We start from the raw sequence: 15,835 nt of genomic DNA on the forward strand, positions 1-15,835 counted from the left end.
GTCCGTCGCGTTTCCCGCCGCGCCCATTCCATCTACCGCCTGCCGGCCCAGCGCCGGGTCATCGGTGAAGAACGCATCGATGCCGGTCGCCAGGTAGGCGCGGATCTCGGCGATCGACCCTTCCGCATTGCGCGCATTGTCCGCGCCCTTGCGCAGGTTGCGGGCCTGGAAATGGTTCTCCGGGCGGAACGTATACGGGATCACCATCAGGCCCACCGCGTGCGCATCGCGCACCAGGGACGTCGGCGTGCCCAGCGCACCGTTGGCATCCAGCGGGATGATCGAGCGCAGCTCCGGGCCGATGCCATCGGCATAGGCCTCGATGTCCTTCAGTCCTGCCGGAGTCATCATCTGCGCATAGGTCAGCGCGCCACCGGCCTTGGTGATGTCGGCCGGCTGGGTATCGCCCTTCCACAGCAGCTGCAGCAGGCGGATATTGCTGCCACGCGGGATCTTGCCGCGCAGGTAACGCAGGTTGGCGGTCTCGAACGACTGGATGGTGACCGGGCCGACGTTGGTATAGGCGTTGCCACGCAGCGCAGCCAGCACCTTGTCTTCCATCGGCAGGCCGATCGACTGGAAGTAGGTCGGGTGCTTGATCTCCGGCACCAGGCCGATGCCACGGTTGGCACGGCCGGCCTGCTGGACCAGGAACGCCAGGATCTCGTCCAGGCTGGCGATGCGGAACTGGCCGTCATAGGCGGTGCTGCGGAACTCCGGCAGGCGCTCGCGGGCATACAGGGTCTTCAGCTCGGCCAGGGTGAAGTCTTCGGTGAACCAGCCTTCGACCGTCTGCCCGTCGATGACCTTGCGGGTCTTCCGCTTGGCGAATTCCTTGTGCTCGGCCACGTCGGTGGTGCCGCCGATCTCGTTCTCGTGGCGGGCCACCATCACCCCGTCCTTGGTCATCACCAGGTCCGGTTCGATGTAATCGGCACCGTCGGCGATGGCCTGCGCATAGGCCGCCAAGGTGTGCTCGGGCAGCAGCGCGCTTGCGCCGCGATGACCGTAGACCGACACCTTGGGCGCGGCCGGAGGGGAGGATTCAGCACTCATGGCCACCGATGGTGCCACGGCCAGCGACAACAGCAACACACGACCCCACGACTTCACTGCGACTTCCCCAAGCGGTTTGTGATGGGCGTCAGTATGCGGCGGGAATGTGACAGGTTGGGGGAGCCGGTGTTCGGCTGCCTGCGGTCGGCCGATGATCGCGCTGACCTCCATTCGGATTCGATTCTGCAATTTTTCCGATTGAACCGCGGAAAGGATGGGTCATAGCCTCGACTGACCAACACCGATGTTGGCAGAGGATCAGACCATGGAGAAAACAATGTACGTGCCCATCCTGAAATGGCGGCAAGGTGAGTACCTCGCTGTAGGTCGTACACGCGAGACCATCAAGGACTGGATGTATCCCCTGTTCGAGATCCCGGTCGAGCAGTGGGACTTCGAGAACGATGCACCCGCCAAGTCGCTCGACGACCATCTGAAGAATGTCGGCAAGCGATTGAGCACCAACTGGAAGAAGCGCCGCTGCCTGTTCGATTCACCACATCTTGCCGGCGACGACACGATGGCCAATGGAGACCATCACCTCGCGCACGTCTTCGATCTCGCGCGGGCGTCGGCCTGCCAAGCCATCCCAGCCACCCGTCTCGGGCGGCATCTGGCGTATCAGCAGGCGGTCGCCAGCATCATCGCGCAGGATAGTCGTGGGTGCGCACTGCGCTTGATTCCCGATGACCTGGAAGGCAATCCTTCGGCAAAGATCGACGGCTTGATGCATCTCCTGGGCGTAACACCAGAACAGGTGGACATCGTTCTGGACAGTGCGGCAGATGTCGCAGATTCTCCAACCCTGCAGGCATCGATCTGGCAGGCATGGATCGCGGTACTGCCATACATCAGCCGGTGGAGATCGCTCACCGTGGCCGGCGGAAGCTTCCCCGCAAGCCTGAACCCGTCAGCAGGGTATCGTCCTCATGGAGATGTTCATCGTCGCGAATGGCGTGGGTATACCCGGCTCGCTGCCAGTACCCCGCTGCGTCAGCCATGGTTCGGTGACTACGGATGCGCGTCACCACAGACCGAGATGATGGACCCACGTCTGTTCGACCCGAATGCAAAGATCAAATACACGATCGATGACCAGTGGCGGATCATCGTCGGCACCCAGGTCAAGCGCAATGGCCGCGACCAGTATCGCGACCTGTGCAGGCACCTGATCTCTGATCGACCTGTAGTATTCATGGGGAGAACTTACAGTGCTGGCGACAAGTACATCGAAGATTGCGCCAACAGCGTCGCCAGCACAGGCGGCAGTTCAACCTGGCCAACGGTGGCGACCAACCACCACCTGACTAAGGTTGTTCGCGACCTCGCCAATCTGTCCGGCGCTTCAACTGTTCCCTGACCAGCGTGCGGATCTCGGCGAGGCTGTATACCTCTCCAAGCCGCTCGCACAGCGCTGTGCGGTTGCCGCGCAGCGCTGCCTTGTCCGGGTTCCTTGCACAGATCAGTGTCGTGATCTCATCACGCCAGAGAAGGGCGGCAACGTCCATCCCATTGACTGACGGATTGAGCCTGGCGGGTCGTAAAAGCTCCATTCGCACCGCATTACGCGCGCCGCGCGATACCGTTCGTACGCCCCACCACTCCGGCAAGACCTCCAGTGCGTGGTCAAGATGCCGCTGCCCCACGACAATCGTCGCTTTGTCGAGAACGTTTGAGTAGAACTGCTGCTGCACAGGAAGCCTGCGCAGCGTGTCGACGTCGCTCTTGATCTCGTAACCGTGCAGATGTCCATTGATGACACAGACATCAACACGGCAGGCGCCGCGAGCGAGCCCCATCTCCTCCACGACCAGCGTATGGGGATTGGCCACGTGCTCGGCGATCACCTTGCGAAGAAGCGCTGATCTGACGTCGCTGTCGGTTATCGGGTCCATTGTCGAATCGTATCAAGAGGGAGTCGCTGTACTGCATGAAACCCAGGCATGTCGCAGTTCACCGCGCACTACTTGCCGATGCAGAAACTGGAGAAAATCCTTCCCAGCAGATCATCCGCACTCATCTGCCCGGTGATTTCACCCAGCGCATCGTGCGCCAGCCGCAGCTCTTCCGCTGCCAGCTCCAAGTGCTCGTGCACCAACTCTCCGTCCGCCCGCTGCGCATGTTCCTGCGCGCGCTCGATGGCATCCACGTGGCGCGTACGCGCGGAGAACTCACCGTCCACCTGCTCGCCCGCACCGGCCGAGGCGATTGAACGCAGGCGTGCATGCAGGTCGTCCAGTCCCGCGCCGGTCGCAGCAGAAACGAACACACGATCCGGATCGTCCTGCTCTTGCGTTCCCAACAGCAGATCCGACTTGTTGTGGATGTACACCTTGTGCGGCACCGCCAGCACGGCCTCACCGATGGCTGCTTCGCCCGCTGCCGGGTCGCGTGCATCCAGCACGATCAAGGCCAGATCGGTGCGCTCGATCTCGGCGCGGGCGCGGCGCATGCCTTCGCGTTCGATGGCATCGCCACCGTCGCGCAGGCCGGCGGTGTCGACCAGGGTCAGTTCCAGTCCATCCAGTCGGATGGTCTCGCGCAGCGTGTCGCGGGTGGTGCCGGCGATGTCGGTGACGATGGCACGCTCGCTGCCGGCCAGCGCATTCAACAGCGAACTCTTGCCGGCATTCGGTGGCCCGATCAGCACGGCATGCAGGCCATCGCGCAGGCGACGGCCGCGTTCGGCATCCCGACGCAGCAGGGCCAGGTCGCTGCGGGCCTGCTCCAGCCCGCGCCGCACCTGTGCACCGCCCAGCGTATCCAGCGGCTCATCGGCGAAATCGATGGCTGCTTCCACGTGGATGCGCAGCAGCACCAGCTGTTCGACCACAGTGTCGATGCGACGCGAGAACACACCATCCAGCGAGCGGCGTGCAGCACGTGCGGCGCGGTTGTCACCGGCCGCGATCAGATCGGCGATGGCTTCGGCCTGCGCCAGGTCGAGCTTGCCGTTGAGGAAGGCGCGCTCGCTGAACTCGCCCGGCCGCGCCTGGCGCGCGCCCAGCGCGATGCAGCGTGCAACCAGCTGCTGCAGCAACACCGGGCTGCCATGGCCCTGCAGTTCCACCACTTCTTCGCCGGTGAAGCTGTTTGGTGCCGGGAACCACAGCACGATGCCGTCGTCGATCACCTCGCCCTCGGCATCGCGCAGGCGCGCGTAGTGCGCGTGGCGCGGCCGCAGTGCAGGCGCACCCAATGCGTTGGCAATCGCTGCGGCGCGTGGGCCCGACAGGCGCAGCAGGCCGACGCCACCTGCACCCGGTGCGCTGGCAATGGCCACGATGGTCTCGGTTCGGGTTGCGTCGTTCATCACTCAGAGCTTCTCAAGCTGCGCGCGCGCCTGTGCCGCACCACTGCCCTGCGGCTGCAGCGCCAGGTAGGTGGTGTAGGCCTGCTTCGCCTTGGCCTTGTCTCCCGCGTGGAAGTACGCGTCACCCAGATTGAGATGGGCCACCGCGCGAGACGGATCGATCTTCAGTGTGTTCTCCAGCCAACGCGCCGCTTCGGCATAGCGTTGCTGGCGGTAGTAGACGAAGCCGAGGTTGTTGGCCGCCTGGGCGAAATCCGGGCGCAGCTTCAGCGCCTCGGCGAACTGCACGGCAGCTTCGTCGTAGCGCTTCTCGCGGTACAGCTGCAGGCCACGGTCGTTGGCCTGCTGCGAGCGCTGGCGGTCCGAGGCCGGTCCGGCCGTCGGCACCACCAGCTTGGCCTTGCCGCCCTGCAGGTCAGCCACGGTCACTGGCGCTTCACTGTTCTTGGCGTCCTGGGCAGCGTCGACCTTGTTGTTCAGGGCGATCGCATCGGCAGTCAGCTGGCGCGTGTCGGCGTTGAGGTATTCCTGGCTGTCCGGCACCTGGAACACGAACTCGCCACCCTGCGAGCCGGGCAGGCTGCCGAACGCCGGCGTCTGATGCGAGACCGCCGATACCGCCGGCGCCACATAGGCGGCCAGTTCAGTACCGGTGATCAGGCCATCGCCATTGAGATCGCCCTTGCCGGCCAACGCCTGCAGCAGCACCCAGGTAAACACCGAGTGGCCGTTCGGGCCGGCATCGGCCACCTGCTGGTCGGCACCACCGGCAGTCAGCATCTGCCGCGCGCTGCGGCGTGCATTCTCGCGCAGGAACGACGACGACGACGGGCCGCCGCGGGTCAGGCCAAGGCCGCTGTAGCAGGCATCCATCACGAACATCACATGCTTGGCCTGCATGCTCTCGGCGATGTTCTGGATGTCGGTCATCGCGATGGCGTCGGTGGCGAATTCCTTCGGATCCGAATCGACCGGAATGATGTAGCCCAGGTCGCGCCCAGAGGCGAGCTGGCGAGTCGCGCCATGGCCGGCGAAGAACACGAACACGCGATCATTCCTGCCGGTGCGGTCATCGGACAACCGGTCGTGGAAGGCCGCCAGGATGTTGTTGCGGGTGGCCTGTTCGTTCTTCAGCACGATCACCTGCGAGGACGGGAAGCCGAACTGCCCGGTCAGCGTATCGGCCACCGCCTGCGCGTCGTGGCTGGCGTACTCCAGCTTCGGCCACTTGGCATAGTTGTCGATGCCGACCACGATCGCCCACGATTTTTCATAGCCGGTGGTGACGGTGGCATCGCGGTCGCTACCCTTGCGCGGGCGGGCGACGCTGAAGTCGCGGCCATTCCAGCCAGCGAACTGGTAGCCGTCGGCGATCAGCCGATCCAGGATCTGCGGCAGTGCCTTCACCGCGCGGTCGTGGATATCGTGGAACAGGATGATGCCGCGCTGTTCCTTGTTCACCTGGTCGAGCACGCGCTGCACGATCGACTCAGGCACCGGGTCGGCCCAGTCCATCGAATCGATGTTCCACATGATCGACTTCAGACCCGCTTCGTTCAGCAGCTGCAGGCCTTCGGCGTTGCGCGCGCCATACGGGAAGCGGAACAGCGGCGCGCGCTTGCTGTCGACGTCCTTCAGCAGGGTGTCGGTGTCCAGCACCTGCTGGCGCAGCGCATCGCCGGTGGTGCGCGACAGCTGCGCATGGGTCAGGCTGTGGTTGCCGACGGCGTAGCCCTCTTCCATCAGGTTGCGACTGATCTTCGCCATCGGCCCGAGGCTGACCTTGCCGTCGGTCTCGACCTTGCCGAGGTTGCGGCCGACCTCGAAGAACACGCCCGGTACGTCGTAGCGCTTGAGGATGGTCACGACTTCATCGGTATATGCCTTGTGCGGGCCATCGTCGAAGGTCAGCACCACCGTCTTCGGCGGCAGGTCGCGGCCGAAGATCTCGCGGTCGCTGTCCTTCATCGACATCGGGTACGGCTCGATCACGCCGTAGTCGCGCAGGATCCCTTCGCGGCTGTAGTCCTTGTGCAGGTGCGCGATGTAGTCGTCCCACTTCTCGCGCTTCAGTTCGATGGCACGGGTACGCTCGAATCGGCTGAAGATGCGGGTCAGTTCCTGGTTGTAGTTGCGCTCGATCTCGTCGAGCGCTTCGAGGTCTTCGCCGATGCGCTGGTGCAGCTTCACCGCCGGCAACGACGAGTCGGTGCCAACCCTCTCATGCAGGTCACGCAGCACCTCGCGGAACGCAAGGCGATCAGCATCGAACAGTTCCGGTGCCGACTCGATGTAATCCAGCACCGTGCCCAGGGTAGCGAAGCGCTGCGGGCTGGTACCACGCAGCAGCGTGTCGAACTGCGCGGCAATGGCGCTGCGCTGTTCCAGGCCATCGTGGAACAGCTGCTGGCCGATGCGAGTGGAGGTGGTGCGATCGGCCGCGGACTGCTGTTCCTCATCGGCCAGCAGCACGATGATCCGGCGATAGCCGTCGAGCTGCTTCTGCAATGCGCCCAGCAGCGGTGCTGCGGCCGGGTCGGCGGCAGCGGCAGCCTGTGCGCTCGGCTGGGTAACCGCCGCCGGTGCCTGCGCGTCCTTGTCGCCGCAGCCGGCCACGAGCAGGGTCAGCAGCAGGCTGGGCAGGAACAGACGGAACGACGGCGCACGCGGCATGGCGGACTCGAACAATGGGGAATGGTGTGCCGGCGATTCTAACGCCGCATGCGAAAAGCCCGCCTTGCGGCGGGCCTTTGCTGGGTCGATCGACCCTGGGGAGCAGTCGACCAAGGTCGACGTCTACCTCTTACTTTTTCTTGGCCGGGGCGGTCGCTGCCGTGGCCGGCACCGGATCGCTGCCGTGACGCTTGGTCATCCACCACTGCTGCAGCAGGCCCAGGCCACCGTTGACCACCCAGTACAGGACCAGGCCGGACGGCATGAAGGCCATCATGACGCCGAACACCAGCGGCATGAACTGCATCATCTTCTGCTGCATCGGGTCCATGCCCGGTGCCGGCGTCAGCTTCTGGGTGAACCACATCACCGCCACGTTGATCACCGGCAGGATGAAGTACGGATCGCGTGCGGTCAGGTCCTGGATCCAGCCGAACCAGGGCGCCTGGCGCAGTTCGACCGATTCCACCAGCACCCAGTACAGGGCGAAGAAGATCGGCATCTGGATGAGGATCGGCAGACAGCCGCCCATCGGATTGATCTTTTCCTTCTTGTACAGCTCCATCATCGCGGTCTGGAACTTCTGGCGGTCATCGCCATAGCGTTCCTTCAACTGCGCGATGCGCGGCTGGAAGCGACGCATCTTGGCGCCACTCTTGTACTGCGTCGCCGACAGCGGGTACAGCACGATCTTCAGCAGCACCACCAGGCCAACGATGGCCCAGCCCCAGTTGCCCACCAGCTTGTGCACCTGGTTGAGCACCCAGAACAGGCCCTGGCCGATCACCGCCATCATCGAGAAGCGGCTGTAGTCGACCACACGGTCCAGACCCGGCACGTCTTCCTTGGCGATCAGGTTGACCAGCTTCGGGCCGACCCACAGGCGGGCCTCGGTGCTGGTGGACTGGCCCGGGGCCACGGTGAAGGCCGGGCCGCGCGCTTCGATCAGGTCACGACCGGCCACCTGCGACAGCACGTAGTGTGCGGTCTGGTCCTTCTGCGGGATCCAGGCGGTGAAGAAGTGGTGCTGCAGCATCGCCAGCCAGCCACCGGTGATGTTCTGGTTCAGCGCGCCATCGTCCAGGTAATCCTTGAACGCACGACGCTGGTACTTCTTGTCGTTGTCGTACCAGGTGGCACCGTTGAAGCTGAACGAGTCCGGGTTGGTCATGCTCCGCGACAGGATGGTCGGGGTGCGGTCCAGGGTGCGGTAGACGTAGCCGTTCCACGGCGCGGCGCCAGCGTTGCTGACTTCGTCCTTGAAACGGATCGCATACTCGTTGCGGCCCACGATCAGGGTGCGCTTGATGGTCACGCCGTTGTCGGCGGTCCACACGAACGGGACCTGCAGTTCGTTCTGGCCATTGGCCAGCACGAAGTCGCGGGTATCACCGACCAGCTTGAAGCCGTCGACGCCCGGCACCGGGGTGTTCTTGTCTTCGCTCGCCCAGCCGCTGATCGCGCTGTACGGATGTGCCGGATCTTCGGTCAGCAGGCGTACCGGCGGGCTGCCTTCGTCCTTGCTCTGCGGGAACTGCAGCAGTTCGGCATCGAGCACGCGGCCACCATCGAGCACCAGGCGCAGCACGTCGGTGGTGATGGTCACGCGCTGTGCGGACGGGGTGGCGCTGGCCTGGGCCTGTACAGCGGCCTGGCCCGGGGCACCGGGAACCTGCGCGCTGGGGATGCTGCCCGGGGTTGCACCCGGAACGCTCTGTGCGGCGGCCGGGGCCGAGCTGGTCGTCGGCGCCGGGGTCGGGGCGGACTTCTCACGGCTCCACTCCATCCACAGCAGCACGGCCACCATCAGCCAGGCAAAGATCAGGAAAACACGGGTCTGGTTCATCAGCAGGCAGGCTCAGCGGGGCCGGGACGCGGTGCCGGCTCGGTGACGGAGGAAATGGCAATGCCATCAGGCGGCGGCATTGTGCCGTCCACGCCCGGCGCGGGCAATGCGCGCAGGCGCCGCAACAGGCGCAGGAAGGCCTGGCGGATATCTTCGTTGCTGGCGTGACGCGCAGCAGTACGAGCCACGACGACGAAGTCGCCTGGCTGTATGTCGGTTCGTGTCTGACGCAAGGCGTCGCGCAGGACGCGCTTGATCCGGTTACGCCCAACGGCGTGAGGATCGACCTTGCGGGAAACCGCCAGACCCAGCCTGGCCGGCCGGTCAGCCGGTAGCCAGTGCAGGGTCATCAGCGGATCGGACACACGGCGGGCGCCGTTGAAGACCGTTGAATATTCGGCACGCGTGCGAACCCGCGCAGAGCGAGGGAATCGCTTGCGCGGGTCTGCAGTATTCACTGTCGAATGGATTGCGTCTGCCGCTGGATGCGGCATGGCAATCAGGCGCTCAGGACTTTGCGGCCCTTGGCGCGGCGACGCGACAGGATCTTGCGGCCGTCAGCGGTCTTCATACGGGCACGGAAGCCGTGGTCGCGCTTACGCTTGAGGTTGCTGGGCTGGAAGGTGCGCTTGGTGGCCATGTGGGCCTCTCGTATGAATGGGACGGAAAGAACCGGAAATTTTAGAGAGGTATCCCCCCTCCCGTCAACCCCTGTCTGCTACGCCAATTCACTGGGCTGTGCAATAGCTGTGGATCTTTTTGTGAATAAGTAGGGGACAAGCATTCCGAAGGCGGGCGCTCGGTGGTAGGCTGAGCCATCCATTTCCCCCCTTTCAGGCCTGTGTTTGGGCGCCTTTTCGCGCCTATGCATCGGCCACCGGACAATTATTGCTGATGGATGCCTGGTCACGTAGTCTCGAGCGACTCGAGGCGGAGTTCCCGCCCGAGGATGTTCACACCTGGTTGAAGCCGCTGCAGGCCGATCTGCGCGCTGACAGCCTGGTGCTGTATGCACCGAATGCCTTCATTGTCGATCAGGTGCGCGAACTGTACCTGCCGCGGATCCGCGAGCTGGTCACCCACTTTGCCGGTTTCGGCGACGTTTTTCTTGAAATCGGCTCGCGCCCGCGGCCCGTGGACGCGCAGATCGCGCCGGTTTCCAGCCATTCGGCGCAGGCGCCGGTGCAGCCGCAGGTCCCGTTCGCCGGCAACCTGGACAACCACTACACCTTCGCCAACTTCGTCGAAGGCCGCAGCAACCAGCTGGGTCTGGCCGCAGCATTCCAGGCGGCGCAGAAGCCGGGCGACCGCGCGCACAATCCGCTGCTGCTGTACGGGGGCACCGGCCTGGGCAAGACCCACCTGATGTTCGCCGCCGGCAACGCGATGCGTCAGGCCAATCCGGGCGCCAAGGTGCTGTACCTGCGTTCGGAGCAGTTCTTCAGCGCCATGATCCGGGCCTTGCAGGAAAAGACCATGGATCAGTTCAAGCGCCAGTTCCAGCAGGTCGACGCGCTGTTGATCGATGACATCCAGTTCTTCGCAGGCAAGGACCGCACCCAGGAAGAGTTCTTCCACACCTTCAACGCGTTGTTCGATGGCAAGCAGCAGATCATCCTGACCTGCGACCGCTATCCGCGTGAAGTCGAAGGCCTGGAAGCGCGCCTGAAGTCGCGTCTTGCCTGGGGCCTGTCGGTCGCGATCGAGCCGCCGGACTTCGAGACCCGCGCTGCGATCGTGCTGGCCAAGGCCCGCGAGCGTGGTGCCGAGATTCCCGATGACGTTGCGTTCCTGATTGCCAAGAAGATGCGCTCCAATGTGCGCGACCTCGAGGGCGCGCTGAATACCCTGACCGCCCGCGCCAATTTCACTGGCCGTGCAATCACCACCGAATTCGCCCAGGAAACCCTGCGCGACCTGCTGCGCGCCCAGCAGCAGGCGATCAGCATTCCCAACATCCAGAAAACCGTTGCCGACTACTACGGGCTGCAGATCAAGGATCTGCTGTCCAAGCGCCGGACCCGGTCTCTGGCCCGTCCGCGCCAGGTTGCCATGGCGCTGACCAAGGAACTGACCGAACACAGCCTGCCCGAAATCGGCGACGCCTTTGCCGGTCGCGATCACACCACGGTGCTGCATGCCTGCCGGCAGATCCGCACCCTGATGGAAGCCGACGGCAAGCTCCGCGAGGACTGGGACAAGCTGATCCGGAAGCTGAGCGAATGATGCACGTACGCCGATGAGGCGTCACCGCATAAAACGGTGCAGAATCCGGTAGCAAGCGCGGGACAGGGTGTGGATAAAAATGCCGTTGGATTTCGCGGAAGATTTATCCACAGCTTTCCCCACCCCTTGGGGGCTGGTAATGCAGAGGGTTTCGAAGCCTGAAACCCTTTTGTTTACAAAGACTTAGCTGTGTTTTCCAGCGATTCTGGCTCTACCAGCACCACCAAGCTTTTGATTTATTCCACATTTTTTTAAAGCATAGGGGCACGGAACCACATGCGTTTCACACTGCAGCGCGAAGCCTTTCTCAAGCCGTTGGCACAGGTCGTCAACGTGGTCGAACGCCGCCAGACCCTTCCGGTTCTGGCCAATTTCCTGGTGCAGGTGCAGAACGGCCAGCTGTCGCTGACCGGTACCGACCTGGAAGTGGAGATGGTGTCGCGGATCGCGGTTGAAGATGCCCAGGACGGCGAAACCACCATTCCCGCCCGCAAGCTGTTCGAGATCATCCGCGCCCTGCCTGATGGCAGCCGGATCACCGTCTCCCAGACCGGTGACAAGATCACCGTGCAGGCAGGACGCAGCCGCTTCACCCTGGCCACCCTGCCCTCCAACGACTTCCCGTCGGTGGACGAAGTGGAAGCCACCGAGCGTGTTGCGATCGGCGAAGCCACCCTGAAGGAGCTGATCGAGCGCACTGCGTTCGCGATGGCCCAGCAGGATGTGCGCTATTACCTCAACGGCCTGTTGTTCGACCTGCGCGGCGATGCCCTGCGCACCGTCGCTACCGATGGTCATCGCCTGGCCCTGTGCGAAACCGATCTGGCCAAGCCCAGCGGTTCCAAGCGCCAGATCATCGTGCCGCGCAAGGGCGTGACCGAACTGCAGCGCCTGCTGGAAAGCGGCGATCGCGAGATCGAGCTGGAAGTCGGCCGCAGCCACGTTCGTGTGAAGCGCGACGATGTCACCTTCACCTCGAAGCTGATCGATGGTCGCTTCCCGGATTACGAGGCGGTGATTCCGATCGGCGCCGACCGCGAAGTGAAGGTCAACCGTGAAGCACTGCGTGCCTCGCTGCAGCGCGCCGCGATCCTGTCCAACGAGAAGTACCGTGGCATCCGCGTGGAAGTCTCGCCGGGCAACCTGAAGATCAGCGCGCACAACCCGGAGCAGGAAGAGGCCCAGGAAGAAATCGAAGCCGACACCACGGTCAGCGACCTGGCCATCGGCTTCAACGTGAACTATCTGCTGGATGCCCTCTCCGCGCTGCGCGACGAAGAAGTGATCATCCAGCTTCGTGACTCCAACTCCTCGGCGCTGGTGCGTGAATCGAGCAGCGAGAAGTCACGTCATGTGGTGATGCCGTTGCGTCTCTGACAGCTGCGCCGTTCCACGTGGAACACATGGACGCCCGGGAATCCCCGGGCGTCTTTTTTTTGTTCCACGTGGAGCATCGGTGCCGAATGCTTCTTGCACCTTCGGGCTTGCGGCTGACGAGACGTTGCAGACGTCCTCGCTCTTGCATGGGATCGTGGCTGTCGGAAGCTAGCCGAGGAGTTCCAGCCTTGCAGGAATGCTGAGACGGCTCGAATGCAAGTAGAGCGCGGTCTTGGATCGAGCGACTTCGCCTGCGTGCTGACTTCTCTGTCCACAGGCCTCATTCGCGGAAATTCGGGGCGTCCCTAGCTTCTAAATCTGGGTATAAATCAAAAGCTTGGTGGTGATGGTAGGGCCAGATTTCATGTAGAAGTAGGCTATGTTTTTGATTTAAAACAACTTTATAGGGCTGAAACCCCCTGTATATAGGCCATCAAGCCTGGGGGGGAACCTGTGGATAGTTTTGAAGCGAGGTAAAAGTGCCTTTTTTATCCACAGTTCGCCCACACCTTGTGTATAAGTCATACAGGCCCCCTGTGGATGGCGTGGAACGGAGGCTTTGAATTTCTTGAAATCTGTGGAACCTGGTGCGGCCGCTGCCGCCAGATTTCAAAGAATTTTCGGAGTGTTGACCGCCACCGCGGCGTACCGTCAGGCCTGGTGTGCGAGTAGCGGTCTTCGGATCGTTGAAATCTGAGCTCCTTGAGCCTTGGCCAGCTGCTGGATTTGAACGATTTCGGCCGCTGTCCGGTCGCCTGTCGCCGGCACTCAAGCCCCCGCCACGTGGAACACATGTTCTCCAACGTCGACAGGGCTCGCTGATGCCGGGCCGCGTCCAGCCATGACGGCTGGCTTGACCAATGCAGTAAGCTGGGTGATTCCCCGCCCCTCTACCGCCACGTGCGGATGGTCTGTCGCATCCCATGCAGATTCGTCGTCTTGCCCTCCACCAGTTGCGTCGTTTCGATGCAGTGGAGCTGTCGCCCCAGCCAGGGGTGAATCTGCTGACCGGTGACAACGGCGCTGGCAAGACCAGCGTCCTTGAAGCGTTGCATCTGATGGCCTATGGGCGGAGTTTCCGCGGGCGGGTACGCGATGGCCTGGTGCGTCAGGGCCATGAAGCCCTGGAAGTCTTCGTGGAATGGGACGAGCAACGCGGTGATCTGCCTGCGCAGAGGCGAAAAGCAGGGCTGCGGCACAGTGGGCAGGAGTGGAAGGGCCGTCTGGACGGCGAAGACGTCGCCCAGCTCGGAAACCTGTGCGCCGCCCTGGCGGTGGTCACCTTTGAACCAGGCAGCCATGCCTTGGTGAGTGGTGGTGGTGAACCGCGCCGGCGTTTCCTTGATTGGGGCCTGTTCCACGTGGAACCAGACTTCCTTTCCCTGTGGCGGCGCTATTCGCGGGCGCTGAAGCAGCGCAATGCCCTGCTCAAGCAAGGCGGGCCGTCGCGGATGCTCGATACCTGGGATCACGAGCTGGCTGAGGCGGGAGAGCCGCTGACCAGTCGTCGGCAGCACTACCTGGAGCGGCTGCAGTCCCGGACGATCGCATTGGCCGAGGCATTGGCTCCTCAGCTGGGAATTGTGGGCATGAACCTGAGCCCCGGCTGGCGTCGAAGCGAAGTTCCACTGGCCGATGCACTGTTGCTGGCGCGCGATCGCGACCGTCAGGCGGGTTACACCTCGCTGGGCCCGCACCGGGCGGACTGGAGCGTGGCGTTTCACAGCATTCCAGGTCGCGATGCGCTCTCGCGCGGCCAGGCCAAGCTCACCGCCCTCGCCTGTCTGCTGGCTCAGGCGGAGGATTACGCTGAGCAGCGCGGCGAGTGGCCCGTCATCGCGCTGGACGATCTTGCTTCGGAGCTGGATCGAACCCACCAGGCCCGGGTACTGCACCGCCTGTTGGCGGCACCGGCGCAGATCTTCATCACCGCAACAGAAACGCCTGCGGCACTGGAGAGTCTGAGCAACATCACCCGGTTCCACGTGGAACATGCACAGATCGTGGCTGTGCCATAGTGGGCACGGCAAGGCCGCTCAGCCCCGGCTGGTATAATTCAGGCTGCTATCCCTTCATTCTCGGCACATCGCTCAAAGCGGTGTCCGACCTGCGGAGCCTACGGCAAGCGCAATGACCGACGAACAGAACACCCCGGCAAACAACGGCAACTACGACGCCAACAGCATTACGGCCCTGGAAGGCCTGGAGGCTGTCCGCAAGCGCCCAGGCATGTACATCGGCGATGTCCATGACGGCACCGGCCTGCATCACATGGTGTTCGAGGTCGTCGACAACTCGATCGACGAAGCCCTCGCAGGCCATGCCGATCACGTGTCGGTGACGATCCATGCCGACGGTTCGGTTGGAGTGTCCGACAACGGTCGCGGCATTCCGACGGGCAAGCACGAGCAGATGAGCAAAAAGCTCGATCGCGACGTGTCTGCAGCCGAAGTCGTCATGACGGTCCTGCACGCAGGCGGCAAGTTCGACGACAACAGCTACAAGGTTTCCGGCGGCCTGCACGGCGTGGGCGTCAGCGTGGTCAACGCGCTGTCGCAGAAGCTGGTCCTGGATATCTACCAGGGCGGCTTCCACTACCAGCAGGAGTACGCCGACGGCGCAGCACTGCATCCGCTCAAGCAGGTCGGACCCAGCACCAAGCGCGGTACGACCCTGCGCTTCTGGCCTTCGGTAAAGGCTTTCCACGACAACGTGGAATTCCACTACGACATCCTGGCCCGTCGCCTGCGCGAACTGTCCTTCCTCAATTCCGGCGTCAAGATCGTGCTGGTGGACGAGCGTGGTGATGGCCGCCGCGACGACTTCCATTACGAGGGCGGCATCCGCAGCTTCGTGGAGCATCTGGCGCAGCTGAAGACGCCGTTGCACCCGAACGTGATCTCGGTAAGCGGCGAATCCAACGGCATCACCGTGGAAGTGGCGTTGCAGTGGACCGACTCCTACCAGGAGACGATGTACTGCTTCACCAACAACATTCCGCAGAAGGACGGCGGTACCCACCTGGCTGGCTTCCGTGGCGCGTTGACCCGCGTGCTCAACAACTACATCGAGCAGAACGGCATCGCCAAACAGGCCAAGATCAACCTGACCGGCGATGACATGCGCGAAGGCATGATCGCGGTGCTGTCGGTCAAGGTGCCGGACCCGAGCTTCTCTAGTCAGACCAAGGAAAAGCTGGTCAGCTCGGATGTGCGCCCGGCCGTGGAAAGTGCGTTCGGCCAGCGCCTGGAAGAGTTCCTGCAGGAAAATCCGAACGAAGCCAAGGCCATCGCCGGCAAGATCGTCGACGCTGCCCGTGCCCGCGAAGCGGCGCGCAAGGCGCG

Annotated in this window: 12 protein-coding genes; 5 read left to right on the forward strand and 7 right to left on the reverse strand. The window is 63.4% G+C overall.

What is annotated here, in order from left to right; all coding sequences use genetic code 11:
- Positions 1-1,113, reverse strand: a 1,113-nt coding sequence (locus DBR20_RS14890) for a glycerophosphodiester phosphodiesterase (RefSeq protein WP_108266723.1), incomplete at its 3' end; no start/stop codon positions are given.
- Between the two features lie 220 nt (positions 1,114-1,333).
- On the opposite strand from DBR20_RS14890, the gene DBR20_RS14895 reads away from it, so the two are divergent.
- Positions 1,334-2,416 carry a beta family protein gene (locus DBR20_RS14895; protein ID WP_258223377.1) on the forward strand — a complete coding sequence of 361 codons (1,083 nt, stop codon included), beginning with the start codon at positions 1,334-1,336 and terminating at the stop codon, positions 2,414-2,416.
- On the opposite strand, the gene DBR20_RS14900 is transcribed toward DBR20_RS14895, so the two are convergent.
- The 6 genes from DBR20_RS14900 to rpmH form a co-directional block, all read right to left on the reverse strand.
- Positions 2,364-2,951 (reverse strand): sce7726 family protein, encoded by a 588-nt coding sequence (locus DBR20_RS14900; protein ID WP_100461702.1) that lies wholly within the window; start codon positions 2,949-2,951, stop codon positions 2,364-2,366. The genes DBR20_RS14895 and DBR20_RS14900 overlap by 53 nt on opposite strands.
- Before the next feature lie 68 nt (positions 2,952-3,019).
- Positions 3,020-4,369: a tRNA uridine-5-carboxymethylaminomethyl(34) synthesis GTPase MnmE gene (gene mnmE / locus DBR20_RS14905; RefSeq protein ID WP_108266716.1), complete on the reverse strand. Its 1,350-nt coding sequence runs from the start codon at positions 4,367-4,369 to the stop codon at positions 3,020-3,022.
- Positions 4,370-4,372: 3 nt separating this feature from the next.
- Entirely contained in the window at positions 4,373-7,042 is a 2,670-nt protein-coding gene (locus DBR20_RS14910; RefSeq protein WP_108266725.1) for a polysaccharide deacetylase family protein, read from the reverse strand.
- Between the two features lie 130 nt (positions 7,043-7,172).
- Positions 7,173-8,888 carry a membrane protein insertase YidC gene (yidC, locus tag DBR20_RS14915; RefSeq protein ID WP_089241919.1) on the reverse strand — a complete coding sequence of 572 codons (1,716 nt, stop codon included), beginning with the start codon at positions 8,886-8,888 and terminating at the stop codon, positions 7,173-7,175.
- Positions 8,888-9,382, reverse strand: coding sequence for a ribonuclease P protein component (gene rnpA, locus DBR20_RS14920; protein ID WP_025875580.1), 495 nt, complete (start codon positions 9,380-9,382; stop codon positions 8,888-8,890). The genes yidC and rnpA overlap by 1 nt, the downstream gene beginning before the upstream one ends.
- A 5-nt stretch (positions 9,383-9,387) precedes the next feature.
- Positions 9,388-9,528 (reverse strand): 50S ribosomal protein L34, encoded by a 141-nt coding sequence (gene rpmH / locus DBR20_RS14925; protein ID WP_006404565.1) that lies wholly within the window; start codon positions 9,526-9,528, stop codon positions 9,388-9,390.
- A 254-nt stretch (positions 9,529-9,782) separates the two neighbouring features.
- Between rpmH and dnaA the strand changes: the two genes are divergently transcribed.
- The 4 genes from dnaA to DBR20_RS23250 form a co-directional block, all read left to right on the forward strand.
- Positions 9,783-11,114: a chromosomal replication initiator protein DnaA gene (dnaA, locus tag DBR20_RS14930; protein WP_089241915.1), complete on the forward strand. Its 1,332-nt coding sequence runs from the start codon at positions 9,783-9,785 to the stop codon at positions 11,112-11,114.
- A 276-nt stretch (positions 11,115-11,390) separates the two neighbouring features.
- A complete protein-coding gene (dnaN, locus tag DBR20_RS14935) occupies positions 11,391-12,491 on the forward strand; it encodes a DNA polymerase III subunit beta (protein ID WP_108266717.1) in 1,101 nt (366 codons plus the stop codon).
- A gap of 923 nt (positions 12,492-13,414) precedes the next feature.
- Positions 13,415-14,509, forward strand: a complete 1,095-nt coding sequence (gene recF, locus DBR20_RS14940; protein ID WP_108266718.1) for a DNA replication/repair protein RecF — start codon at positions 13,415-13,417, stop codon at positions 14,507-14,509.
- Between the two features lie 112 nt (positions 14,510-14,621).
- The coding region (locus DBR20_RS23250) for an ATP-binding protein (protein ID WP_258223379.1) at positions 14,622-15,835 on the forward strand (1,214 nt) is incomplete at its 3' end.

Origin of the sequence: Stenotrophomonas sp. HMWF023 (genome assembly GCF_003060985.1) — a bacterium.
In the GTDB taxonomy this organism is placed as follows: Bacteria; Pseudomonadota; Gammaproteobacteria; order Xanthomonadales; family Xanthomonadaceae; genus Stenotrophomonas; species Stenotrophomonas lactitubi.

Coding starts and splice junctions, on each gene's coding strand:
- DBR20_RS14895 (WP_258223377.1), top strand. CDS start 1,334: ATGTACGTGCCCATCCTGAAATGGCGGCAAGGTGAGTACCTCGCTGTA.
- DBR20_RS14900 (WP_100461702.1), bottom strand. CDS start 2,951: ATGGACCCGATAACCGACAGCGACGTCAGATCAGCGCTTCTTCGCAAG.
- mnmE (WP_108266716.1), bottom strand. CDS start 4,369: ATGAACGACGCAACCCGAACCGAGACCATCGTGGCCATTGCCAGCGCA.
- DBR20_RS14910 (WP_108266725.1), bottom strand. CDS start 7,042: ATGCCGCGTGCGCCGTCGTTCCGTCTGTTCCTGCCCAGCCTGCTGCTG.
- yidC (WP_089241919.1), bottom strand. CDS start 8,888: ATGAACCAGACCCGTGTTTTCCTGATCTTTGCCTGGCTGATGGTGGCC.
- rnpA (WP_025875580.1), bottom strand. CDS start 9,382: ATGCCGCATCCAGCGGCAGACGCAATCCATTCGACAGTGAATACTGCA.
- rpmH (WP_006404565.1), bottom strand. CDS start 9,528: ATGGCCACCAAGCGCACCTTCCAGCCCAGCAACCTCAAGCGTAAGCGC.
- dnaA (WP_089241915.1), top strand. CDS start 9,783: ATGGATGCCTGGTCACGTAGTCTCGAGCGACTCGAGGCGGAGTTCCCG.
- dnaN (WP_108266717.1), top strand. CDS start 11,391: ATGCGTTTCACACTGCAGCGCGAAGCCTTTCTCAAGCCGTTGGCACAG.
- recF (WP_108266718.1), top strand. CDS start 13,415: ATGCAGATTCGTCGTCTTGCCCTCCACCAGTTGCGTCGTTTCGATGCA.